Source organism: Streptomyces sp. NPDC006739, assembly GCF_042869815.1.
Lineage (GTDB): Bacteria > Actinomycetota > Actinomycetes > Streptomycetales > Streptomycetaceae > Streptomyces.
This window is the reverse complement of sequence record NZ_JBIAGM010000005.1, coordinates 341,058-364,479: the sequence shown is the minus strand read 5'-3', so window position 1 is coordinate 364,479 and position 23,422 is coordinate 341,058. Positions and strand designations below refer to the sequence as shown.

The window sequence follows — 23,422 nt, the reverse complement described above, 5'->3', positions numbered from 1 at the left end:
GTACGGAATGGCGGCGGGCCCCAGCCTCCCCGCGTGGCCCGCCGCCGCCGTCACGGGCCTCGCACGGAAGGACCCCCTGGGTTGCCTCAGCACACGAGCATTCGCCAGCCGGAAACGGACACCTCCCCCGCACGCGCGGATACGGAGGGTGTCGAGGGCGACCTCGCGGGGCCGACCACTGGGGAGCCCACGGCGACCGGGGCCGAAGCCGCCGACGCGGAGGCCGTGAGCGCTGTCGACGACCGGACCGAACCGGTCGAGGAGACCGCCACCGAGGACATATCAGTGGCCGACGCCCCGGAAGCCGCCTCCGAGGACGCCCCGCCGAAGGCGGCCTCCGCCGAAGACACCCCGCCGGAGGCCGCCTCCGCCGAAGACACCACGTCCGAGGCCCCTTCCGCCGAAGACACCCCGCCGGAGGCCGCTTCCGCCGGGGAGGAGCCGCCGTCGGAGCCGGCGGCGACCACCACGTCCGAGTCCGTCGAGGACACCCCGGCTCCGGTCCCGGCCACGGCCCCCGGCACAGCCGCCGCCACCCCGGACCCCACCGCCGACTCCCCCGTCTCGCCCGACTCCCCCCGCCGCCCCAGCCTCCCCTACTGGCCCGGCTGGAGTCGGCGCAGGCGGCGTGAGTGGAAGGCGGCCTACCCGACCGCCGCGAACGTGCTGAGCATCGCCCTCAACCTGCTCGCCGCCGGGCTCGTCGTCGCTGCGCTGCTGTTGCCGGACACCATCGTCGGGCTCAGGTTGAGGCAGTTCGTCCGGATCCCGGCGGAGGCGATCATCGGCGCCGCCGTGCTGACCGCGCTGCCGCGCAGGCCCAGGATCGTGCTGGCGGCCGTGTCCGGTGCCGCGCTGGGCGCGATGAGCCTGCTGAACTTCCTCGACATGGGGTTCAACCAGTACCTGGGCCGGCCCTTCAACCCCATCCTGGACTGGAGCCTGCTCGGCGACGCGCAGTCGTACCTGAACGACTCGCTGGGCCACGCCGTCACCCTCGCCGCCACGGTCGGTGTCGTCGTCCTCGTCCTGGCGCTGTTCCTGCTGCCGGCCCTCGCCACCGTCCGGCTCGGCAACCTGCTCGCCCGGCACACCGGCACCGCCACCCGGGGCACCCTGATCGCCGGCGTCGCCTGGATCACCTGCTCCTCCCTCGGCATCCAGCTCGCCGGCATACCCCTCGCCTCCGACCGCACCGCCTCCGCCCTGAAGGTCCAGGCCCACCAGGTCGCGGCCACCCTGCACGACGAGGCGGAGTTCGCGAAGGTCGCCAAGGTCGACGCCTTCGGCAACACCCCGCCCGCCCAGCTGCTGCCGGACCTTCGCGGCAAGGACATGATCTTCACGTTCATCGAGAGTTACGGCCGTAGCGCCGTCGAGGACCCGATCATGGCCCCCGGCGTCGACAGCACCCTCGACGCCCGCACCCAGGCCCTGGCCAAGGCGGGCTTCCACGCCAAGAGCGGCTGGCTGACCTCGGCGACGTACGGCGGCAGCAGCTGGCTCGGCCACTCCACCACCATGTCGGGCCTGTGGATCAGCAACCAGCAGCGCTACCGCACGGTGATGGCCAGCGACCACCTCAGCCTGACCGACGCGTTCAAGAAGACCGGCGCCTTCGACACGGTCGGCGTCATGCCGGGCGTCCAGAAGGCGTGGCCCGAGCAGAAGTACTACGGCCTGGACAAGGTCTACAACGCCTTCGAACTCGGCTACAAGGGACCGAAGTTCAGCTGGTCGACCATGCCCGACCAGTACGCGCTGCAGCAGTACCAGGACCGGGTGCACAGCAAGCTGCCCGCCGACGGCAAGGCGCGGATGTCGCTGCTCATCCTGACCTCCAGCCACCAGCCCTGGGCACCGATCCCGAAGATGGTCGGCTGGGACCAGCTGGGCGACGGATCGATCTTCAAGGGGATCCAGGCGGCGGGCAACAACCCGGCCGACGTCATCGCCGACACCACCAAGTCCCGTCAGGAGTACGGGAAGACGATCCAGTACTCGGTGACGGCCCTGACCGAGTGGCTGACCCGCTACGGCACCAAGGACACCGTGCTGGTCTTCCTCGGCGACCACCAGCCGATCGCCCGGGTCAGCGGCAACCACGCCAGCCGTGACGTGCCGATCTCCATCGTCGCCAAGGACCCGAAGGTCCTGGACAAGATCGCCTCCTGGAACTGGACGGACGGTCTGCGCCCCGCCCACAACGCCCCGGTGTGGAAGATGAGCGCCTTCCGCGACCGCTTCCTGGCGGCCTACGGTTCCACCCCGCACCCCAAGCAGGGCTGAGTTCAGCCCCCGGAGGTGTCCAGCTCGGCCTCCTCGCCGACGCCGGCGCAGTCGTAGGGGTCCTTCAGCCAGCCGTCCGGCAGCACCACCCGGTTGTTGCCGGACGTACGGCCCCGGGGCCCGTCCGCGCCGGCGGGCCAGGACTGGTCGAGGTCCAGCTCGTCCAGTCCGGCCCGGAGTTCCTCCAGCGAGGACGTGATCGCGAGCCGCTTGCGCATCTCGGAGCCGACCGCGAAGCCCTTCAGGTACCAGGCGACGTGCTTGCGGAAGTCGACGACGCCCTTCGACTCGTCGCCGATCCACTCGCCGAGCAGCGTGGCGTGCCGGACCATGACGTCCGCGACCTCGCGCAGGGCGGGACGGCGGTAGTCGTCGCGCCCCTCGAACGCGGCCACCAGGTCCGCGAACAGCCACGGCCGCCCCAGGCAGCCGCGCCCGACCACGACCCCGTCGCACCCGGTCTCCCGCACCATCCGGAGGGCGTCCTGGGCCGACCAGATGTCCCCGTTGCCCAGCACCGGGATCTCCGGCACATGCTCCTTCAGCCGCGCGATGGCGTCCCAGTCCGCCGTCCCGCCGTAGTGCTGGGCGGCGGTGCGGCCGTGCAGCGCGATGGCCGTGACGCCCTCCTGGACGGCGATGCGGCCGGCGTCGAGGTAGGTGATGTGGTCGTCGTCGATGCCCTTGCGCATCTTCATGGTGACCGGCAGGTCTCCCGCGCCGCTGACGGCCTCGCGCAGGATCGCCCGCAGCAGGTTCCGCTTGTAGGGGAGGGCGGATCCGCCGCCCTTGCGGGTCACCTTGGGGACCGGGCAGCCGAAGTTCAGGTCGATGTGATCGGCGAGGTCCTCCTCCGCGATCATGCGGACGGCCTTGCCGACGGTGGCCGGGTCGACGCCGTACAGCTGGATCGAGCGCGGCTTCTCGGTCGCGTCGAAGTGGATCAGCTGCATGGTCTTCTCGTTGCGTTCGACCAGCGCCCGGGTCGTGATCATCTCGCTCACGAACAGGCCCTTGCCTCCGCTGAACTCACGGCACAGGGTGCGGAAGGGCGCGTTGGTGATCCCGGCCATGGGGGCGAGGACGACGGGCGGCTCGACGGTGTGTGGGCCGATCTGCAAGGGGGACACGGGCGTGGACATTGCCCCATTGTCGCGCATCCCCGGAGCCCCGGGACAGTAATTAGTTAGACACACTATCGAAGCGCGTGTACGGTGAAACACATGCCCGAGCTGAGCCATCGCCGACGTCTGCTGGTGCTCGCGATCTGCTGTATGAGCCTGCTGATCGTGAGCCTGGACAACACCGTCCTCAACGTCGCCCTGCCCTCCATGCAGCGCGAACTGCACGCCACCACCTCCGGTCTGCAGTGGACGATCGACGCGTACACGCTGGTGCTGGCCTCGCTGCTGATGCTCTCGGGCTCCACGGCCGACCGCGTCGGCCGCAAGAGGGTCTTCATGGCGGGCCTGGTCGTCTTCTCGGTCGGCTCCCTGCTGTGCTCCCTCGCGCCGAACCTGACCCTGCTGGTCGCCTTCCGCATGCTCCAGGCGGTCGGCGGCTCGATGCTCAACCCGGTCGCGATGTCGATCATCACCAACACCTTCACCGACCAGCGTGAGCGCGCCCGCGCCATCGGCGTGTGGGGCGCGGTGGTCGGCATATCCATGGCCGCCGGCCCGCTGGTCGGCGGTCTGCTGGTGGAGTCGGTCGGCTGGCGCTCGATCTTCTGGGTCAACCTGCCGGTGGGCCTGGCCGCCGTCCTGCTGACTCTCCGCTTCGTCCCGGAGTCCCGCGCGCCCAAGGCCCGCCGCCCCGACCCGGTCGGTCAGCTGCTGGTCATCGCCCTGTTCGGCTCGCTGACGTACGCGATCATCGAGGCACCGGACTCCGGCCCCGGCACGGTGCTGCCCTTCGCGGCGGTGGCCCTGGTCGCCCTGCTCGGTCTGCTCCGGTACGAGCCCCGGCGCGAGGAACCCCTCATCGACCTGCGTTTCTTCCGCTCGGCTCCGTTCAGCGGCGCCACCGTGATCGCGATCAGCGCGTTCGCGGCGCTGGGCGGCTTCCTGTTCCTGTCGACGCTGTACCTGCAGAACGTGCGCGGGTACGACGCCCTGCACGCGGGGTTGTGGATGCTGCCCATGGCCGCGCCGACGTTCCTGTGCGCGCCGCTGTCCGGGCGGCTGGTCGGCACCCGGGGGCCGCGGTTGCCGCTGCTGATCGCGGGGGCGGCGATGACGGTGAGCGGGGTGCTGTTCGCCGCGTTCGACGCGGAGACCTCGAACACCACGCTGTTCCTCGGCTACATGATGTTCGGCATCGGGTTCGGGTTCGTGAACGCGCCGATCACCAACACGGCGGTGTCCGGGATGCCCCGGGCCCAGGCCGGTGTCGCCGCGGCGGTCGCCTCCACGAGCCGGCAGCTCGGGCAGACGCTGGGAGTCGCCGTGCTCGGAGCCGTGCTGGCGTCCGGGGTGGGCTCCTCGCCCTACAAGGACGTGTTCGTGTCGGCGGCGCGGCCGGCCTGGTGGATCCTGACGGCCTGCGGGCTCGCGGTCCTCGTGCTGGGGGCGGTGAGCAGCGGGCGCTGGGCCCGCCGCACCGCCGAACGCACGGCTCAGCGGCTGGAGTCCGACGAGGTGAGGGAAGCGGCGGGCATCGGCTCCTGAACGAGCCGGTACAGCTCCTCCAGCCGCTGCCTGCTCTCCTCGTCGGTCGGGACGTAGGTGACCATCCGCGCCCCCGCCTCCGGGCTCAGCCACAGGTCCGTGTGGTCGAGGGTGAGCAGGCCGACGTACCGGTTGCGGAACTGCTTGGTCTTGGAGCGGGCGCCCACCACCTCGTACCGCTCCCAGTTGGCGCGGAACTCCGGTGACTCCTTCAGCCGCTTGACCAGCATCTTCCAGGCGGGCTCGGCGAGGTGGCCGGCCATCGAGGCGCGCAGCCTGGCGGCCATCAGCCGCATGCTCTCCTCCAGGTGGACGACCGAGGAGCGCCACCGCGCGTCGGTGTGGATGAGGAGCATGCAGTTGCGGTCCTCGGGCGGCACGGAGTCGAGGTCGGTCAGGAGATGTGCGTAGGTGCGGTTGTAGGCGAGGATGTCGTACCGGCTGTTCTGGATGCAGGCGGGGATCGGCTCCAGCCGGCGCAGCAGCTCGCGCTGGGCGTCGGTGACGGGCGAGCAGTGGGAGGCCGGGGTCGGGTCGGTGGCGCCGGCCAGCTGGAAGAGATGGGCGCGCTCACTGGCGTCGAGCATCAGGGTGCGGGCCAGGGCGTCCAGGACCTGCACGGAGACCTGGATGTCGCGGGCCTGTTCGAGCCAGGTGTACCAGGTGACGCCGACGGCGGAGAGCTGCGCGACCTCCTCCCGGCGCAGTCCGGGCGTACGGCGCCGGGACCCGCGGGGCAGCCCCACCTGCTCGGGCCTGATCCGCTCCCGTCTGCTGCGCAGAAAGGCGGCCAGCTCGTGCCGCCGGATGTCCGAACCCCGACCGGCCGGGGCGGCCGTCTCCTGAGCGCTGGTGGTCATGCGTCCAGGATGCCGTCTCACGGATCCTGTTGCCAGGTACTTCTTGTACCAGGACAAGGACACTCTGGTACCCGTCTGCGGGGCGCGGCAGGCTCGTTGTCATGACCGATACCGTCACCACACCGGCCGTCCGATCACCGTCGGCCGCCGCGCCCTCCCTGGGCGGCCCCGGGCTGTTCACCGTGCTGCTGGCCGCGGCACTGCCGCTGGTCGACTTCTTCATCGTCAACGTCGCCCTGCCGACCATCGGCTCGGAGCTGCGCGCGAGCGAGGCCGTGCTCGAACTGGTCGTCGCCGGGTACGGCGTCGCCTACGCCGTGCTGCTGGTGCTCGGCGGCCGGCTAGGCGACCTGTTCGGGCGCCGTCGGCTCTTCCTCGGCGGGATGGCCGCCTTCGGGCTGACCTCGCTGGCCTGCGGGCTCGCCCCGGACGCCTGGAGCCTGGTCGCGGCCCGGGTGCTGCAGGGCGCGGCGTCCGCCGCGATGCTCCCGCAGGTGCTCGCCACCATCCAGTCCGCCACCACCGGCGCCCGCCGCGCGAAGGCGATGAGCCTGTACGGCGCCACGGCCGGCCTGTCGATGGTGGCGGGCCAGATCCTCGGCGGGGTCCTGGTCGCCGCCGACCTGGCCGGCACCGGCTGGCGGGCGATCTTCCTGGTCAATGTGCCGGTCGTGGTCCTCGGCCTGGTGCTGGCCGCCCGTTTCGTCCCGGAGACCCGTTCCCAGCGCCCCGAACCGGTCGACGGTCCCGGCACGGTCCTGCTCGCCGTCTCCCTGCTCACCCTGCTGGCCCCGCTGACCGAGGGCCGGGCGGCGGGCTGGCCGCTGTGGACCTGGCTGTCGCTGGCCGCGTTCCCGCTCGCGGCGGGCGCGTTCTACGCGGTGGAGCGCCGGGCGGACCGGCTGGGCCGTACGCCGCTGGTGCCGCCGAGCCTGTTCGCGGTGCCGTCGCTGCGCCGGGGGCTCGCGCTGATGCTGCCGTTCTCCATGGGCTTCAGCGGGTTCATGTTCGTGATCGCGGTGTCGCTGCAGCGTGGTGCGGGTCTCGGCCCGGTTCAGGCCGGTCTGGCGCTGGCGCCGATGGCCGTGGCGTTCCTGATCGCCTCGCTCGCCGGGCCGCGCCTGGTCGCGCGGTTCGGCAGCCGGGTGGTCACGGCCGGATCGGTGCTGCAGTTCGTCGGCGTGGGGCTGATCGCGCTCGCCGCCTGGCGGGACTGGCCGGGCCTCGGCCTCGTCGGGCTGCTGCCGGGCACGGCGGTCGCCGGTGCCGGGCAGGCGCTCCAACTGCCGGTCACCATGCGGATCGTGTTGTCCGAGGTGCCGCCCGCGCGGGCCGGCGTCGGCAGCGGGGTGATGGCCACCACCCAGCAGTCCGCCTTCGCCCTGGGCGTGGCCACCCTGGGCACCCTCTTCCTCTCCCTCGTCCCGCACCTGGGCATGCGCGACGCCCTGGTCGGCACACTGCTGGTGCAGCTGGCCGCTGTGGTGCTGACCGGGCTGCTCAGCCTGCGGCTGCCGCGGACGGTGGGGTGAGACGGTCGCGACTCGCCTCGCGACCGGTTCCGACTCGCCTCCGCGACGGTCCCGCGAGAGCCTTGAGGTGTCCGTGGGGGCAATGTTCCCAGAGTGGCAGGAGGGCTCATGATGCATTGCGCACTCAGCAGCCGCACCGCCCGTATGCTCGCCGCCGGTGCCCTGTCGGCCGCGCTGGTGTCCGGCGGCACGACCGGTGCCTTCGCGACCGGATCCTCGCCGATGCCGACCACCGCCGCCTCGATCACGATCAGGGCCAACAAGACCACGGTGAAGGCCGGCAACGCGGTGAGGTTCACGGGGCGCACCAAGGGCCTGAAGATCGGCAGCGTGCTGGTGCTCCAGCACCAGCAGGGCACCAAGTGGACGAACCTGAAGGCCGGCACGAAGGTCAGGAGGGGCAGTAGCTACTCGCTGACCGCCAGGCTCAACACCAAGGGCACCGAGCACCTGCGCGTGGTCTCCGGCATGACCCACTCGCCCGTGGTGACGGTCAAGGTCACCTGAGTCCGCGTATCAGCAGGTCCACGAGCGCGGCGAAGTCGTCCTCGGCTCCCGGCCGCTCCCACTCCCGCGCGTGGCACGGGTCGTGGAAGCGGCCGGTGGCCTGGAAGAGGGCCCGGGCGGTGGTGGCGGGGTCCGTCGCGGTGAAGCCGCCGGCGGCGACGCCCGCCTCGATGATCCCGGTCAGCTGCCCGGTGAGGTCGGCGAGGTGCTCGCCGACCGCCGCGCCGTCGTCGTCGGCCAGCGCCAGGTAGGTGGCGAACAGTTCCGGGTCCTCGCCCGCCTTGCGGCGCTTGGCGTCGAACAGGGCCCGGAGCCAGTGGCGCAGCCGGTGCTCGGGGTCGGTGTCCCCGGCGGCGATCACGGCCAGTTCCCGCACCGTGCGGTCCAGCCACCGCTTCGTCACCGCGTCCCGCAGCGCCGCCTTCGTACGGAAGTGCCGGTAGACACTGCCGTGGCTGACGCCGAGCGCGCGGGCCACGTCGACCACGGTGGCCTTGGCCGGTCCGTGCCGGCGCAGCACCTCCTCGGTCGCTTCGAGGATGCGCTCGGCGGTCAGGGTCTCGGAGCTGGCAGGCATGGCTAGACGGTACCCGGCACCGCGGTCAGCGTTCGCTGTCGAGCATGGTCATCTGTGCGGGGGCGTAGCGCTCGCCGGCCGCGGCGTCCGCCGGTACGGCCGCCTCGACGGCGGCGAGGTCGGCCGCGTCCATGGTCACGTCCAGGGCGCCCAGCGCCTCGCCGAGCCGCTCACGGGTGCGGGCGCCCACCAGCGGCACGATGTCCGTGTTGTGCCGCGGGCCCTGGGCGAGCACCCAGGCGACGGCGATCTGGGCGACGGAGACGCCCTTCTGCTCGGCGATCTTGCGCAGGGCCTCGACGAGCGTGAGGTTGTGCTGGAAGTTGTCGCCCTGGAAGCGGGGCGAGTGGGCGCGGAAGTCGTTCGCGGCGAAGCTGCGATCGGCCGTGACGTGGCCGGAGATCAGCCCGCGCGCGAGCACCCCGTAGGCGGTGACGGAGATGCCCAGCTCGCGCAGGGTGGGCAGGATCTCCCGCTCGGGGCCGCGGGAGATGAGCGAGTACTCGATCTGGAGGTCGGCGATCGGGGCGGTGGCGGCGGCCCGGCGGATGGTCTCCGCGCCGACCTCGCTCAGCCCGATGTGGCGTACGTAGCCCTTCTCGACGAGTTCCGCGATCGCGCCGACGGTCTCCTCGATCGGCACGTTCGGGTCGAGCCGGGCGGGCCGGTAGACGTCGATGTGGTCGACGCCGAGGCGCTGGAGGGAGTACGCGGCCCAGGTCTGCACGGCCGCCGGACGGGCGTCGTAGCCGTGCCACGTCCCGTCCGGGCCGCGCTGGGCGCCGAACTTCACGCTGAGCAGCGCGTTCTGGCGCAGGGCGGCCGGGGCGGTGCGCAGGGCCTCGCTGATCAGCAGTTCGTTGTGGCCCATGCCGTAGAAGTCGCCGGTGTCGAGCAGGGTCACGCCGGCCTCCAGGGCGGCGTGGATGGTGGCGATGGACTCGGCACGGTCCGACTCTCCATACATACCGGACATGCCCATGCAGCCGAGGCCGAGGGCGGAGACCTGGGGGCCGGTGGTTCCGAGGGTGCGGGTCAGGATCGTCATGGTTCCCACCATCGCACGACGACTGACAGATTTCCATATCTGTCAGTCGCCACTCTCCCCCCGCTCGCGGGGAAACGACGAACGCCGGGCGGGGCTGATCGATTCAGCCCCGCCCGGCGCCCGTTCGCCCGTGGATCCCTCAGCAGCCCAGCAGGCGGCTGGCCAGGTAGCCCTCGATCTGGTCCAGGGACACGCGCTCCTGCTTCATCGAGTCGCGCTCGCGGACGGTCACCGCGTTGTCCTCGAGGGTGTCGAAGTCGACCGTCACACAGAACGGGGTACCGATCTCGTCCTGGCGGCGGTAGCGGCGGCCGATGGCGCCGGCGTCGTCGAACTCGATGTTCCAGTTCTGCCGCAGCGCCTGGGCGAGGCCCTTGGCCTTCGGGGACAGCTCGGGGTTGCGCGACAGGGGCAGGACCGCGACCTTCACCGGCGCCAGGCGGTGGTCCAGGCGCAGCACCGTGCGCTTCTCCATCTTGCCCTTGGCGTTGGGCGCCTCGTCCTCGACGTAGGCGTCGAGCAGGAAGGCCAGCATCGCACGGCCGACACCGGCCGCGGGCTCGATGACGTACGGCGTCCAGCGCTCCTGGGCCTCCTGGTCGTAGTAGTGGAGGTCCTGGCCGGAGGCCTTGGAGTGGGCGTTGAGGTCGTAGTCGGTGCGGTTGGCGACGCCCTCGAGCTCACCCCACTCGTTGCCGCCGAACTGGAAGCGGTACTCGATGTCGGCGGTGCGCTTGGAGTAGTGGGAGAGCTTCTCCTTCGGGTGCTCGTACCACCGCATGTTCTCCTCGCGCAGGCCCAGGCCGGTGTACCAGTTCCAGCGCTGCTCCATCCAGTACTCCTGCCACTTCTCGTCCTCGCCCGGCTTGACGAAGAACTCCATCTCCATCTGCTCGAACTCGCGGGTGCGGAAGATGAAGTTGCCGGGCGTGATCTCGTTGCGGAAGGACTTGCCCATCTGCGCGATGCCGAACGGCGGCTTCTTGCGCGAAGCGGTCTGCACCTGGGCGAAGTTGGTGAAGATGCCCTGCGCGGTCTCGGGGCGCAGGTAGGCGACGGAGCCGCTGTCCTGGGTGGGCCCGAGGTGCGTGGAGAGCAGGCCCGAGAACTGCTTGGGCTCGGTGAACTGGCCCTTGTTGCCGCAGTTGGGGCAGTTCACGTCCGTCAGGCCGTTCTCCGGGAGGCGGTGGTGCTTGGCCTCGTAGGCCTCCTCCAGGTGGTCCGCGCGGAACCGCTTGTGGCAGGAGGTGCACTCGGTCAGCGGGTCCGTGAAGGTGGCGACGTGACCGGAGGCGACCCAGACCTCGGAGGCCAGGATGACGGACGAGTCGAGACCGACCACGTCCTCGCGCGACGTCACCATGTAGCGCCACCACTGGCGCTTCAGGTTCTCCTTGAGCTCGACACCCAGCGGTCCGTAGTCCCAGGCGGCACGCTGACCGCCGTAGATCTCACTGCAGGGGAATACGAAGCCACGGCGCTTGCTCAGGCTGACGATGGTGTCGATCTTGTCGGCGGCCACGGTGCTCTCTTCATTACGACGACGGGCGACGAAGCGAGACGCTTCAGAGCGAATGCTTCAGGGTACCGGCGGGTCCTCCCCCTCGACCAAATCGGTCCCGCCCCGAGGCCCTCTCCAGGCCCGCTCCAGGCCCTCTCACCGAGCTTGTTGACAACGGTTTCCAGTTTCGATGAAAATGACTGTCATGAACGTACGACGACACCTCATATCCGCGGTGACGACGACCGCGGCCGCCGCCCTCGGCATCGCCACCCTCTCCGCCTGCTCCGGCGCGAGCGCCGCCGACAACACGGGCAGGTTCGACGTCGTCGCGTCGTTCTACCCGATGGCCTTCCTCGCCGAGCAGATCGGCGGGAGCCACGTCCACGTCACCAGCCTCACGCAGCCCGGCCAGGAGCCGCACGACCTGGAGATCAGCGCCCGGCAGACCGCCCGGCTCCAGGAGTCCGACGCGGTGCTGTACCTCAAGAACCTCCAGCCCTCCGTCGACGACGCGGTGGCCCAGTCCGAGGTCAAGACGAAGATCGACGCCGCCGCCCTCACCTCGCTGGAGAAGCACGGCAACGAGGTGGGCGGCCACGCGGCCACGCACGACACCTCCACGAACAGGGAACTCGCCGGCCTCGACCCCCACATCTGGCTCGACCCGGTGCGCTACGCCCAGGTCGCCGAGGGCGTCGGCAAGGCCTTCGAGAAGGCCGACCCCCGGCACGCCGGCGACTACCGGAAGAACACCACCGCCCTGGTGAAGAGGCTCGACGAGCTGAACACCCGGTTCAAGGACGGGCTCGCCCACACCAGGTCCAAGGTCTTCGTCACCACCCACGCCGCCTTCGGCTACCTCGCCGAGCGCTACGGCCTCACCGAGGAGGCCATCAACGGCCTCGACCCCGAGTCCGAGCCCAGCGCGGCCCGGGTGAAGAACCTCGAGACGATGGCGAGGGCCGACGGCGTCACCACCGTCTTCTACGAGACGCTCGTCAGCGACAAGACCGCGAAGACCATCGCCTCCGACGCCGGACTGAAGACCGACGTCCTCGACCCGATCGAGGGCATCACGGCCAAGTCCCGCGGCAAGGACTACTTCTCGGTCCAGGAAGCCAACCTCAAGGCCCTGCAGACGGCCCTGGGATCCAAGTGACCGCCACCGAGGGCGACATGGCCGCGACGGAGGACGACATGGCCGCAGTGGACGACCCCCAGCCCGTCATATCGATGCGCGGGGTACGCGCCGAACTGGGCTCCCGCCCCGTCCTGCGCGGCATCGACCTCAGCGTCGGCCGCGGCGAGGTCGTCGCGCTGCTCGGCGCGAACGGCTCCGGCAAGTCGACCGCGATCCGCGCCCTCATCGGCCAGGTCCCGGCGAGCGCCGGCGCGATCGAGCTGTTCGGCACCCCGCGCCGTACCTTCCGGGACTGGGCGCGCGTCGGCTACGTACCGCAGCGCACCACCGCGGAGGGCGGCGTCCCGGCCACCGTCACCGAGATCGTCTCCTCGGGCCGGCTCTCCCGCACCCGCTTCGGCCTCTTCCGCAAGGCCGACCAAACCGCCGTACGCCGCGCCCTGGAGCTGGTCGGCATGGCGGACCGGGCCAAGGACTCCGTGACCGCACTCTCCGGCGGCCAGCACCAGCGGGTGCTGATCGCCCGCGCCCTGGTCGCCGAACCCGAACTGCTGATCATGGACGAGCCGATGGCGGGCGTCGACCTGGCCAGCCAGGAGGTGCTCGCGGCGACCCTGCGCGAGCAGGTGGCGGCCGGTACGACCGTCCTGCTCGTCCTGCACGAACTGGGCCCCCTGGAGCCGCTGATCGACCGCGCGGTGGTGCTCCGCGACGGCTGCGTCACCCACGACGGCCCGCCCCCACGCGCCCTCGGGCACCATGCCCTGCCCGGCCACGACCATGTCCACCCGCACGCCCCCGCGGGCGCCGGACCGATCCGCACGGGACTGCTGAGCTGATGGAAATCCTCGACTTCGCCTTCATGCAGCGGGCGCTCCTCGCCGCCGTCCTCGTCGGCGTCACCGCCCCCGCCATCGGCATCTACCTCGTCCAGCGCCGCCAGCCCCTGATGGGCGACGGCATCGGTCACGTCGCCATGACCGGCGTCGGCCTCGGCTTCCTCCTCAACACCTCCCCCGTGTGGATGGCCACCGCCGTCTCCGCGCTCGGCTCGATCCTGATGGAGCTGATCCGCTGGTACGGCAGGACACGCGGCGACATCGCCCTGGCCATGCTCTTCTACGGCGGCATGGCCGGCGGCGTCATGTTCGTCAACCTGGCGCCCGGCGGCTCCAACGCCAACCTCGGCTCGTACCTCTTCGGCTCCCTGTCGACGGTCTCCCCCTCGGACGTCACGGCCATCTCCCTTTTGGCCGCGTTCGTGATCCTGGTGACGCTCGGCCTGCGCCGGCAGCTGTTCGCGGTCAGCCAGGACGAGGAGTTCGCGCGGGTCACCGGCCTGCCCGTGCGCGCCCTGAACCTGCTCACGGCCGTCACCGCCGCCGTCACCGTCACCGTCGCCATGCGGGTGGTCGGCCTGATCCTGGTCTCGGCGCTGATGGTGGTGCCGGTCGCGGCGGCGCAGCAGCTCACCCGGTCCTTCGCGGCGACGTTCGCGATCGCCGTCGCGCTCGGTGTGACCGTGGCCGTCGGCGGCACCGTGACCTCGTACTACCAGGACGTCCCGCCCGGCGCGACCATCGTCCTGCTCACCATCGCCGCGTTCGGCGCGATGACCGCGCTGGCCGCTCCGCTGGCCCGGCGGCGCGCCCGCGCGGCCGCCGCCGCACGGCCCGCCCAAGACCCGGCCGAGTGCGCCGTTCCGGCCGCCCGCGGCACGGCCGACGAGGTCGGCGTCTGACCGCGCACGGCCCGGGCTGGCACAATGGGCCGGCAGACGCAGATCCGAGGAGGCAACCGGTGACGACCGCTGGACCGCCCGTCAAGGGCCGCGCGACCCGTCAGCGGGCCGCCGTGGCGGCGGCCCTGGACGAGGTCGACGAGTTCCGCAGCGCACAGGAACTCCACGACATGCTCAAGCACAAGGGCGACTCGGTCGGCCTCACCACGGTCTACCGCACCCTGCAGAACCTCGCCGACGCCGGCGAGGTCGACGTCCTGCGCACCTCCGACGGCGAGTCCGTCTACCGCCGCTGCTCCACCGGCGAACACCACCACCACCTCGTCTGCCGCGCCTGCGGCAAGGCCGTCGAGGTCGAGGGCCCGGCGGTGGAGAAGTGGGCGGAGGCCATCGCGGCGGAACACGGGTACGTCAACGTGGCGCACACCGTGGAGATCTTCGGGACCTGCGCGGAGTGCGCCGCGCGCTGAGGCGGGGGCCGGGGCGCGGCCCCCGGTGATCACGAGGTGGCCGGTCCGCCCCGCATGTCCCGTTCCATGGCGAGCAGTTCCTCGTTCGGCACCGCCCCGCCGAAGCGCCGGTCGCGGGAGGCGAACTCGACACAGGCCCGCCACAGGTCACGGCGGTCGAAGTCCGGCCACAGCACGTCCTGGAAGACCATCTCGGCGTAGGCACTCTGCCACAGCAGGTAGTTGGAGGTGCGCTGCTCGCCGCTCGGCCGCAGGAACAGGTCGACGTCCGGCATGTCCGGGTAGTACAGGTACTTGGCCAGGGTCTTCTCATTGACCTTGGACGGGTCGAGGCGGCCCGCCCGCACGTCCTCGGCGAGCGCCTGCGCCGCGTCGGCGATCTCCGCCCGGCCGCCGTAGTTCATGCAGAAGTACAGGGTGAGGCGGTCGTTCCCCTTGGTCTGCTCCTGGGCGACCTGGAGTTCCTTGGCGACGGACTTCCACAGCTTGGGCATACGGCCCACCCAGCGCACCCGGATGCCGAGCGCGTCGAGCTGGTCGCGGGTCTTGCGGATGAAGTCGCGGTTGAAGTTCATCAGGAAGCGGACCTCGTCGGGCGAGCGCTTCCAGTTCTCCGTGGAGAAGGCGTACAGGGAGATGCTCCCGACGCCGACCTCGATCGCGCCCTGCAGCACGTCGAGGACGCGCTCGGCGCCGACCTTGTGCCCCTCGGTGCGGGGCAGCCCGCGCTCCTTGGCCCAGCGGCCGTTCCCGTCCATGACGATCGCGACGTGGTTCGGGACGAGTTCCCCGGGCAGCTTGGGCGCGCGGGCGCCGGACGGGTGCGGCTCCGGCGCCTGGTACTCACGCCGCTGGCGGCCCAGGATCCCACGTACGACCATGGTTGCTTCTCGTCTCTCTCTACTGGTTGTGCTCTACGGGTTGTGCTCTACGGGTTGTGAAGCTGACTGCTCACGACTTTTCCACGTACCGCAGCGAGCGCAGTCCGCGCTCCAGATGCCAGTGCAGGTAGGCGGACACCAGCCCGCTGCCCTCCCGGACGTACCGCGCCTCGCACGCGTCCGCGGTCTCCCAGTCTCCCGTGAGCAGCGCGCCGAGCAGTACGAGGGTCTGGGGCGAGGGTACGACGCTGCCGGCCACCCGGCAGTCGACGCAGACGCTGCCGCCGGAGGCCACGGAGAAGAAACGGTTGGGCCCGGGCATGCCGCACCTGGCGCAGTCGCCGAAGCTGGGCGCGTAGCCGTTCACGGCGAGTGACCGGAGCAGAAAGGCGTCGAGGACGAGGTGCGGGGCGTGCTCGCCCCGGGCGAGGGTGCGCAGCGCGCCCACGAGCAGCAGGTACTGCTGTACTGCGGGCTCGCCCTCGTGGTCGGTGAACCGCTCGGCGGTCTCCAGCATGGCCGTCCCGGCGGTGTACCGAGCGTAGTCGGTCACGATGCCGCCGCCGTACGGGGCGATGGTCTCGCTCTGCGTGCACAGCGGCAGGCCGCGCCCGACCAGCTCACTGCCGCGGGCGAAGAACTGCACGTCCACGTGGGAGAAGGGCTCCAGCCGGGCCCCGAACTTCGACTTGGTCCGCCGCACCCCCCGGGCCACGGCCCGCACCCGCCCGTGCCCCCGGGTGAGCAGCGTGATGATCCGGTCCGCTTCCCCGAGCTTCTGGGTGCGCAGCACGATGCCGTCATCCCGGAACAGACTCACAACCCACCCCCGCAATCCACCGGCCGGGGGTCCGGGGGTCGCCCCCCGGGCAAGCACAGCATGATCCGGTCCGCCTCCCCGAGCTTCTGGGTGCGCAGCACGATGCCGTCATCCCGGAACAGACTCACAACCCACCCCCGCAATCCACCGGCCGGGGGTCCGGGGGTCGCCCCCCGGGCAAGCACAGCATGATCCGGTCCGCCTCCCCGAGCTTCTGGGTGCGCAGCACGATGCCGTCATCCCGGAACAGACTCATGGGGTCCATTGTCCACGAGGCCGACGGCGAGCCCCACCGGCGAAGCCTTCCTTCAGGGCTTCGAGGAAGGGGCTGAAGGCGGTGGCCGGGAAGGTGGGGGTGGCTGTGGCGGGGGTTTTGGAGTCGCGGATGGATATGTGGGTGTCCTGATCGGCGACTTCGACGCAGTCGTTGCCCTCGCATCCACCGGAGAATGACGACTTCTTCCACGCGGTGGAGGGGATCATGCCGGTCCTCACAGCTCCTTGACCAACTGGTGGATGAGGTCACGCGACTCCCGCGGGGGGCAACGCCTCGTCCCTCACGCTGTGGGGCGCGTCACGCACGGCGGTATCCAGCCGGGGGACCACTCCGCCCAGGTGCACCACCAGGTTCGGTGGTCGCGGCAAATTTGTGATGTGAACTCGCGGCGGCATAGCTCGTCGATCAACTGCGGACGCGGCGGGCGGAGCGCAGGAGGCGCCACCGGCCGATGGCCAGGCAGAAGAGCACCTGGCGGCGGGCGAGCCGCTTGACCTGGACGCTGTCGGCGCCGAAGACGCGGGCCTCGTCGTGGAGCAGCGCGTCCGCGAGGACCGCGGCCCGGCGGGGATGGAGGGACCAGAGCGTGGCGTACGCGAGGTCAGCGCGCGCCGCAAGGGTCAGTGGGTGATCCGGTCCGTGCAGACGGGTTCGGTCGTCGACCAGGTGCTCGAACTCGGTGCGGGCGGTGCGGACCCGGCCCGTGCGGCGGGCCGTGACGGCCACCAGGCAGCGCGCCGCGAGCGTCCAGAGGTGGTCGGGGCCGTACCGCCGTTCGCAATCGGTGACCCGGTCGCGGGCCACGGCCAGAGCCTTGCGCCAGCGGCCCGAGCAGCGGAGCGCGTGGCACCACCAGTCCCGCTGCCACAGCACATCGGGGTGGTCCGGGCCGAACCGCGTGGTCAGCTCGTCCAGCAGTCGCTTCTGTACGGCGGCGTTGCGCCACACGAGGCCGACGGACGCGTAGGCGGTGCCCAGCCGGCGGCGGGCACCGAGCGAACCGCCGTCCAACGGCCCGCTCCTGGCCAGGTGAGCACGGAGTACGCGGTGCCGGATCCGGAGGGCTTTCAGCCGCCGCTGCACTTCGCGGTAGCTGTCGGCGGCGTCGTCGAGACGGTAGATCGTGTAGGGATGATCGGCTCCCCGCACGTGCCGGGTGCGTTCGTACAGTGCGCGGAACAGGCGGCGCGCCTCCCGCCGTCGCCCGGCAGCGGCGAGCGCCCCCGCATGCTCCAGGCCGGCGCCGAGAGCGACGGGGCTGCCCGCGCCGAACAGGGCCTCGGTGTCCTGGAGCGCCTGGGCGGTCAGCGTCAGCCGTTCTGCGTGTCGTCCCGCCCTCGCGCAGGCAGCCGCCAGCCATCGGCGGGCCCGCACGGTGGCGGGGTGGTCCGCCCCCCGCAGGCGGGCCAGGGAATCGACGACCCCGCGGTGCAGGCCGAGCGCCTCTTCGTGTTCCTCCGCCCAGGTGAGGGCATCGGCGAGGTCGCTGCGGGCCCAGACGACGCTGATGTGTTCCTCGCCGTACACCCGGATGTAGTCCGTCACGTTCTTCTCACGCAGCGCCCGGGCCTCGTGCGGCTCCCCTCCGGCGAGCAGTACGCCGGCGAGGCGCGCGCGTGCGGAGAACGTCTCCGGGTGTCCGGGGCCGAGTGCCCGCTCGGCGTCCTGGAGCGACCGCCTGAGCAGGTCGACCGCTTCCGTGTGGTGGTCGGCGTCCGCCAGGGCGTCGGCGAGGGCGGCGCGGACATCGAAGGTGTGCGGGTGGAACGGGCCGTGGACCCGTTCGTGGTCGGCGAGTACCTCACGGGCGTACGCGATCGCCTCCTGGCTGCGGCCGTGACGGCTGCAGAGGTGGATGTGGAAGCGGCGCACGGCGAACGTCGCCGGCACGTCCGGGCCCAGCAGCCGCTCATGGTCCGCGATCAGCTCCACCTGCGCCTCGTAGGCCTCCGCGAAACGCTCCGACTTGTCGAGTGACCAGACCAGGGCCGCGCGGGCGTTCAACACCTTGGGATGCTCGGCGCCATGACGGGCGATCCGTTCGTCGACCACGCGGCGGAACAGGGCCACGGCCTCGTCGTTGCGGTTGTTCCACTGCAGGCAGGTGGCCAGGGTGTCCCGGACGTCCATCGTGTCCTCGGAGTCCGGGCCGAACACGCGCTCGGCGTCCGCCAGCGCGCGTTCCGCGGCGGCGAGACCCTCGGTGTAGAGGGTGGCGTCCATGCAGTGCATGGCCAGGTTGTTGCGCGCCCAGATCGTCTCGGGAGCGTCGGACCCGTGCGCGGCCTCGCATTCCGTCACATAGCGACGCAGCAGCGCCGCGCTCTCCCCTTCCTGCCCCATCGCACCGTAGGCGTCGCACAGGTTCTCCAGGGAGTCGAGTCCCGCGAAGGACGGCCGGGCGCCTCCTTGGGCCCAGTCCGCCCGCATCCGGTCCACGGTCCCGGCCGCCTCCCGGAGCCGTCCGGCCGCCGCATAGGCGTGCGCCAGGTCGTGGACGGCGTTCTGCACCAGAACGTAGTCCGTTTCGAACCACCGCCGCACATCACGTTCCAGGTCCTCGTACATGGGCACGGACAACTCGTAACGACCCGCTGTCTGGTACGACCGCGCGAGGTCCGCGCGCGCCAAGAGGCACGTCCTGTCCTCGGGGCCCAGGCAGCGTTCGGTCACCTCGAGGAGTCGGCGGCGGGCCCCGATGGCCTGTTCGGTGCGGTACAGCCAGTCGCACATGTCGCCTTCGAGTTCCAGCGCCAGCCGGAAGGCCGCCGCTTCCTCGCCCAGCGCGTCCTCGCACAGCCGCCGGGTCTCGGCCGCCCACTCCGATGCCCGGGCGGTGGCGCCCACCCGGCTGAGATGCCCGTACGCCGCCCACCGCCGCAGCCGTACCAGGGCCTGCTGCTCCTCCTCTCCGTACGACACCAGGTCGCCGCGCGCGACGTTCCAGAGCGCCTCGGTCTGGTCGACGAGCTGACCTCCGGACTCCCTCTGCTCCCAGGCCTCGGTCACGGGTATCAGTACTTCCTCCAGATGCCGAGCCACCGTCGCGACGACGGTCCGCACCTCTTGCCCCGCCCGCTCCCGCATCACTCGCTGCACCAGCCGGTGCGCGGCCACCGCGTCAGCCCCGGCATCGGTGGCCAACGACGCCCGGACCAGGGCACCCAACCCGGCCTCCACCACGGCCCGGTCCTCGTAACCCGACTCCTTCGCGACCCCGTACAGCAGTTCCCGGGGGACGCCTGCCGGGGACAGCACCGACAGCGCCTCCAGCAGGGCCCGCACCACGCCCGACGGGTCGCGTCCCTCCACCTGTTCCGCCGCGAGCAGCACGGCCTCCGCCACGCGGTGCGGATAGCGCTCGCCCGGCACCTTCTCCAGCACCGTTTCGAGCGGGTAGCCGCGCAGCCGTTCGAGGTAGGCCCGATAGCCGGTGCCGCGGGCGCGGATGACATGGGCGGCCTGCGCCAGTGCCAGCGGCAGGCGGCCCAGTTCGTCGGTGACCGCCCGGGCGCCCGGGTCGTCGGAGTCCAGCCCGGTGCGGCGCCGCAGGAAGTCCAGAGCCTCCTCCGGTGTGAACACCGTGACGTCGACCCTGGCTCCGGCGAGGTTCTCGAAGGCCTGGGCGGTGGTGGTCACCAGAACCTGGGCCCGGCCGGCTGTCGGCAGCCAGCGCGCCACCTCGTCGGGGTCGGTGGCGTTGTCCAGGACCAGGAGGCAGGGGTCGGGGTTGCGGCCTATCCAGGTGAGGGCCGCCTGAGCGGCCGCTGCGGTATCGTCGCCGGCCTCGCGCACGCCCAACTGGTCGGCGAGTTCGGCGAGTCCGGAGGTGAGCTGGCCGCGGCTCTCCGCCGTGATCCAGGCGACCACGGGCCACCCCTCCGCGATGCGGCGCCGGGCATAGGCGGCGGCGAGCTGTGTCTTGCCGACCCCCCGAGCGCCGGTGACCGCGTGCACCACGGTCAGGCCCGGCTGCTCGGCCGCCCCCGTGAGCTGGGCCAGCAGGTCCTCGCGGGGCTGGAAGCCGACCGGTTCGCGGGGCAGGTCGCCCATCCGCACCAGGAGGCGCGGAGGCTCCTCGGGTGGGCTTCCGCTGACGGTGACCGTCGCGTGCGGCAGTTCCAGTCGCACCGCGCCCGGCGTCGGCTCGGGCACGGTCCGCTCGGCACGCGGCGCCCACCAGGCACCCCAGGTACCGCCCACCGTGGCGGCGACGGTCGCGGCGGCCACTCCCACGGCGACCCGGTTGTCGTCCGAGCGCGGCAGCAGCGGCACGTGGGCAGCGTAGAAAAGGAGGAACACCCCCGCGAACGCGGCCACGCTCAGGGCCGCCACCAGCACCCAGCGCCCGCCCAGCCTCATGCGCTCCCCCAGTCCCCCAGCGCGCCTCCCGGCAAAGACGATTGTGCTCCTCGCGAGCGCGGCGTGGGAGCGGTGGAGTCAGGACGGTGTGCGGGCCGCCGCCAGGAGGCGGGTCACGTCGTCCGTGCAGATCGTGAGGGCCGCTCCGATCGTGGTGAGGGCGTCGCGTTCGGCGGGGGTGTAGGGGCCGTCGGCCAGGGCGATGCGGGCCGCCTGCAGCAGGAGGGACTCGCGGCCGGCCGGGGCCAGGTGCGGGGCGAGGGGGTCGAGGGCCTCGTGCAGCTCTATGGCGAGGCTCGCGCCGCAGGGCTGTTCGAAGACCCGGCCGGTGTCGGCGGCGAGCGCCTCGACGAGGGCGTCGAGCTGGTCCTCGGTGCAGTCCTCGAAGCCCGCCGCGCGGACCGTGGCGGCGGCCGCCTCCAGGGACGTACGGGCACAGGTGCCGCCGGCGGCCAGGACGGCGAGGGCGACCGTGTGCACGGCGTCGCGGAGCATCGCGGAGAAGCGGGAGGTGGTCGGATGGTCGAGGACGTCGGTGCCGAAGTGGTGGCGGCAGGCCGCGCACTCCACCACCGGTCCGGTCGCCCCGCGCGGCAGGACGGGCACGCCGAGGAGGGTGAGGCGGCGGCGGCCGGTGAGCCGCTGGTAGTTGCGGTCGCCCCCGCAGCCCGGGCAGAAGAACTCTCCGTCTCCCACGGGCGTCCAGGCGGTGCGGGTGCCCAGGACTCGCACGGTCCTGGTGGCACGGTCGTCTTGTCCCCGTACTGGCAGCACGTCGCACCTCCGTCACGACACGGCAACATCGCCGTGCTGGCGTGATGTTAGCCACATAGATGAGGTGGAGTCAGTACCCCGTACGAGACCTTTTCGTGACCTGCACGAACAGATGGCCGATATGCGACGGTGCCCCGACCGCCCGATGAGGCGGCCGGGGCACCACAGGCGCAGGTCAGCGCGGGGTCAGCGGCTGGCCCGGTTCACGGCGGAGACGACCGCCTTCAGGGACGCACGCGTCGTGTTCGCGTCGATACCGATGCCCCACAGAACCTTGTCGTCGATCGCGCATTCGATGTACGAGGCGGCCTGCGCGGAGGCGCCCTCGCTCATCGTGTGCTCCTGGTAGTCCAGCAGGCGTACGTCGACGCCGATGGACTGCAGGGCGTCGAAGAAGGCCGAGATCGGACCGTTGCCGGAGCCGGTCAGAACGGTGTCCTCGCCGTCGACCGTGGCCTCGACGGTGAGGGTGTCCACGCCGTCGGTGTCGGTGGTCGACTGGCCCGTGCGGACCTGGATGCGGCCCCAGGGGTTCTCGGGGTTGGGCAGGTACTCGTCCTGGAAGACGGCCCAGATGTCGCCGCCGGTGACCTCGCCGCCCTCGGCGTCCGTCTTCGCCTGGATGATCTTCGAGAACTCGATCTGCATCCGGCGGGGAAGGTCCAGCTTGTGGTCGTTCTTCAGGACGTAGGAGATACCGCCCTTGCCGGACTGCGAGTTGACCCGGATGACCGCCTCGTAGGAACGGCCGACGTCCTTCGGGTCGATCGGCAGGTACGGCACCGCCCACTCCAGGTCGTCTACGGTGACGCCCTTCGCGGCGGCGTCGGCCTCCATCGCGTCGAAGCCCTTCTTGATGGCGTCCTGGTGGGAGCCGGAGAAGGACGTGTAGACCAGGTCGCCCACGTACGGGTGGCGCGGGTGGACCTCCATCTGGTTGCAGTACTCCCACGTGCGACGGATCTCGTCGATGTCGGAGAAGTCGATCTGCGGGTCGACGCCCTGCGAGAACAGGTTCATGCCCAGGGTGACCAGGTCGACGTTGCCGGTGCGCTCGCCCTGTCCGAACAGGCAGCCCTCGATGCGGTCGGCGCCGGCCATCAGCGCCAGTTCGGCCGCCGCCACCGCCGTACCGCGGTCGTTGTGCGGGTGGACGGAGAGCACGACGTGCTCGCGGCGCGACAGGTTGCGGTGCATCCACTCGAAGCGGTCCGCGTGCGTGGACGGCGTGGAACGCTCCACGGTGGCGGGCAGGTTGAGGATGATCTCGCGGCCCGGGCCGGGCTGGTAGACGTCCATCACCGCCTCGCAGACCTCCAGGGCGAAGTCCAGCTCGGTGTCGGTGAAGATCTCCGGCGAGTACTGGTAGCCGAACTCCGTCTCCGGGCCCAGCAGCTTCTCGGCGTACTCGACCACCAGGCGGGTGCCGTCCACGGCGATCTGCTTGATGTCGTCCCTGGAGCCGCGGAAGACGACCCGGCGGAAGACCGGCGCGGTCGCGTTGTACAGGTGGACGGTCGCGCGGCGGGCGCCCTTGAGGGACTCCACGGTCCGCGCGATCAGGTCCTCGCGGGCCTGGGTCAGGACGGAGATCGTCACGTCCTCGGGGATCGCGCCCTCTTCCTCGATGATCGAGCGCACGAAGTCGAAGTCCGTCTGCCCGGAGGCGGGGAAGCCGACCTCGATCTCCTTGTAGCCCATCTTGACCAGCTGGTCGAACATCCGGCGCTTACGCTCGGGCGACATCGGGTCGATCAGGGCCTGGTTGCCGTCGCGCAGGTCGGTGGACAGCCAGCGAGGGGCGGTCGTGACGCGCTGGTTCGGCCAGGTGCGGTCGGGGATGTCGACCTGCTCGTAGCGGCCGTACTTGTGGATCGGCATGGAACTGGGCTGCTGGCGGTTGGCCATGATGGCGTGGGCTCCTTGGGGTGTCCGGATGTCCAGCTGGACGGCCGACGGAACACCAAAGC

Annotated in this window: 19 protein-coding genes; 8 read left to right on the top strand and 11 right to left on the bottom strand. The window is 71.3% G+C overall.

Annotated elements, in window-relative coordinates; translation table 11 throughout:
• Nucleotides 1-225: 225 nt before the first annotated feature.
• Entirely contained in the window at nucleotides 226-2,289 is a 2,064-nt protein-coding gene (locus ACFYMM_RS14025) for a CDP-alcohol phosphatidyltransferase (protein WP_388386122.1), read from the top strand.
• A 2-nt stretch (nucleotides 2,290-2,291) separates the two neighbouring features.
• Here the strand turns inward: ACFYMM_RS14025 and dusB are convergent, their stop codons facing one another.
• A complete protein-coding gene (gene dusB / locus ACFYMM_RS14020; RefSeq protein WP_388386121.1) occupies nucleotides 2,292-3,431 on the bottom strand; it encodes a tRNA dihydrouridine synthase DusB in 1,140 nt (379 codons plus the stop codon).
• Between the two features lie 81 nt (nucleotides 3,432-3,512).
• Here dusB and ACFYMM_RS14015 point away from each other — a divergent pair, with 81 nt between their 5' ends.
• Nucleotides 3,513-4,958 (top strand): MFS transporter, encoded by a 1,446-nt coding sequence (locus ACFYMM_RS14015; protein ID WP_388386120.1) that lies wholly within the window; start codon nucleotides 3,513-3,515, stop codon nucleotides 4,956-4,958.
• On the opposite strand, the gene ACFYMM_RS14010 is transcribed toward ACFYMM_RS14015, so the two are convergent.
• Nucleotides 4,907-5,818 carry a helix-turn-helix transcriptional regulator gene (locus tag ACFYMM_RS14010; protein WP_388386119.1) on the bottom strand — a complete coding sequence of 304 codons (912 nt, stop codon included), beginning with the start codon at nucleotides 5,816-5,818 and terminating at the stop codon, nucleotides 4,907-4,909. The genes ACFYMM_RS14015 and ACFYMM_RS14010 overlap by 52 nt on opposite strands.
• A 101-nt stretch (nucleotides 5,819-5,919) precedes the next feature.
• On the opposite strand from ACFYMM_RS14010, the gene ACFYMM_RS14005 reads away from it, so the two are divergent.
• The gene (locus ACFYMM_RS14005; RefSeq protein ID WP_388386118.1) at nucleotides 5,920-7,350 is read left to right on the top strand and encodes an MFS transporter; all 1,431 of its coding nucleotides are present in this window, start codon (nucleotides 5,920-5,922) and stop codon (nucleotides 7,348-7,350) included.
• Between the two features lie 108 nt (nucleotides 7,351-7,458).
• A complete protein-coding gene (locus ACFYMM_RS14000) occupies nucleotides 7,459-7,857 on the top strand; it encodes a hypothetical protein (RefSeq protein ID WP_388386117.1) in 399 nt (132 codons plus the stop codon).
• Here ACFYMM_RS14000 and ACFYMM_RS13995 read toward each other — a convergent pair.
• The 3 genes from ACFYMM_RS13995 to ACFYMM_RS13985 form a co-directional block, all read right to left on the bottom strand.
• Nucleotides 7,850-8,434, bottom strand: coding sequence for a TetR family transcriptional regulator (locus ACFYMM_RS13995; RefSeq protein WP_388386116.1), 585 nt, complete (start codon nucleotides 8,432-8,434; stop codon nucleotides 7,850-7,852). The genes ACFYMM_RS14000 and ACFYMM_RS13995 overlap by 8 nt on opposite strands.
• A 25-nt stretch (nucleotides 8,435-8,459) precedes the next feature.
• Nucleotides 8,460-9,482, bottom strand: a complete 1,023-nt coding sequence (locus ACFYMM_RS13990; protein WP_388386115.1) for an aldo/keto reductase — start codon at nucleotides 9,480-9,482, stop codon at nucleotides 8,460-8,462.
• Between the two features lie 139 nt (nucleotides 9,483-9,621).
• Nucleotides 9,622-11,004: a glycine--tRNA ligase gene (locus ACFYMM_RS13985; RefSeq protein WP_388386114.1), complete on the bottom strand. Its 1,383-nt coding sequence runs from the start codon at nucleotides 11,002-11,004 to the stop codon at nucleotides 9,622-9,624.
• 184 nt (nucleotides 11,005-11,188) lie between these two features.
• Here ACFYMM_RS13985 and ACFYMM_RS13980 point away from each other — a divergent pair, with 184 nt between their 5' ends.
• Genes ACFYMM_RS13980 through ACFYMM_RS13965 form a run of 4 tightly spaced genes read left to right on the top strand, consistent with a single transcriptional unit; the run spans nucleotide 11,189 to nucleotide 14,338 of the window.
• On the top strand, nucleotides 11,189-12,145 hold the full coding sequence (locus tag ACFYMM_RS13980) for a metal ABC transporter substrate-binding protein (RefSeq protein ID WP_388386113.1): 957 nt from the start codon (nucleotides 11,189-11,191) through the stop codon (nucleotides 12,143-12,145).
• 17 nt (nucleotides 12,146-12,162) lie between these two features.
• Nucleotides 12,163-12,966, top strand: coding sequence for a metal ABC transporter ATP-binding protein (locus ACFYMM_RS13975; protein ID WP_388386233.1), 804 nt, complete (start codon nucleotides 12,163-12,165; stop codon nucleotides 12,964-12,966).
• Nucleotides 12,966-13,868 (top strand): metal ABC transporter permease, encoded by a 903-nt coding sequence (locus ACFYMM_RS13970; RefSeq protein WP_388386112.1) that lies wholly within the window; start codon nucleotides 12,966-12,968, stop codon nucleotides 13,866-13,868. The genes ACFYMM_RS13975 and ACFYMM_RS13970 overlap by 1 nt, the downstream gene beginning before the upstream one ends.
• A 59-nt stretch (nucleotides 13,869-13,927) precedes the next feature.
• Nucleotides 13,928-14,338 carry a Fur family transcriptional regulator gene (locus tag ACFYMM_RS13965; protein WP_388386111.1) on the top strand — a complete coding sequence of 137 codons (411 nt, stop codon included), beginning with the start codon at nucleotides 13,928-13,930 and terminating at the stop codon, nucleotides 14,336-14,338.
• Nucleotides 14,339-14,367: 29 nt separating this feature from the next.
• Here ACFYMM_RS13965 and ACFYMM_RS13960 read toward each other — a convergent pair whose 3' ends face one another.
• The 6 genes from ACFYMM_RS13960 to leuA form a co-directional block, all read right to left on the bottom strand.
• A complete protein-coding gene (locus tag ACFYMM_RS13960; RefSeq protein WP_388386110.1) occupies nucleotides 14,368-15,219 on the bottom strand; it encodes an isoprenyl transferase in 852 nt (283 codons plus the stop codon).
• Nucleotides 15,220-15,289: 70 nt separating this feature from the next.
• Nucleotides 15,290-16,039 carry a DNA repair protein RecO gene (recO, locus tag ACFYMM_RS13955; RefSeq protein ID WP_388386108.1) on the bottom strand — a complete coding sequence of 250 codons (750 nt, stop codon included), beginning with the start codon at nucleotides 16,037-16,039 and terminating at the stop codon, nucleotides 15,290-15,292.
• A gap of 252 nt (nucleotides 16,040-16,291) precedes the next feature.
• Nucleotides 16,292-16,522: a DUF397 domain-containing protein gene (locus ACFYMM_RS13950; protein WP_388386107.1), complete on the bottom strand. Its 231-nt coding sequence runs from the start codon at nucleotides 16,520-16,522 to the stop codon at nucleotides 16,292-16,294.
• Between the two features lie 199 nt (nucleotides 16,523-16,721).
• A complete protein-coding gene (locus ACFYMM_RS13945; RefSeq protein WP_388386106.1) occupies nucleotides 16,722-20,678 on the bottom strand; it encodes a tetratricopeptide repeat protein in 3,957 nt (1,318 codons plus the stop codon).
• 78 nt (nucleotides 20,679-20,756) lie between these two features.
• On the bottom strand, nucleotides 20,757-21,452 hold the full coding sequence (locus ACFYMM_RS13940; protein WP_388386105.1) for a TerB family tellurite resistance protein: 696 nt from the start codon (nucleotides 21,450-21,452) through the stop codon (nucleotides 20,757-20,759).
• 186 nt (nucleotides 21,453-21,638) lie between these two features.
• Nucleotides 21,639-23,360 carry a 2-isopropylmalate synthase gene (gene leuA / locus ACFYMM_RS13935; RefSeq protein ID WP_388386104.1) on the bottom strand — a complete coding sequence of 574 codons (1,722 nt, stop codon included), beginning with the start codon at nucleotides 23,358-23,360 and terminating at the stop codon, nucleotides 21,639-21,641.
• Nucleotides 23,361-23,422: the final 62 nt, after the last annotated feature.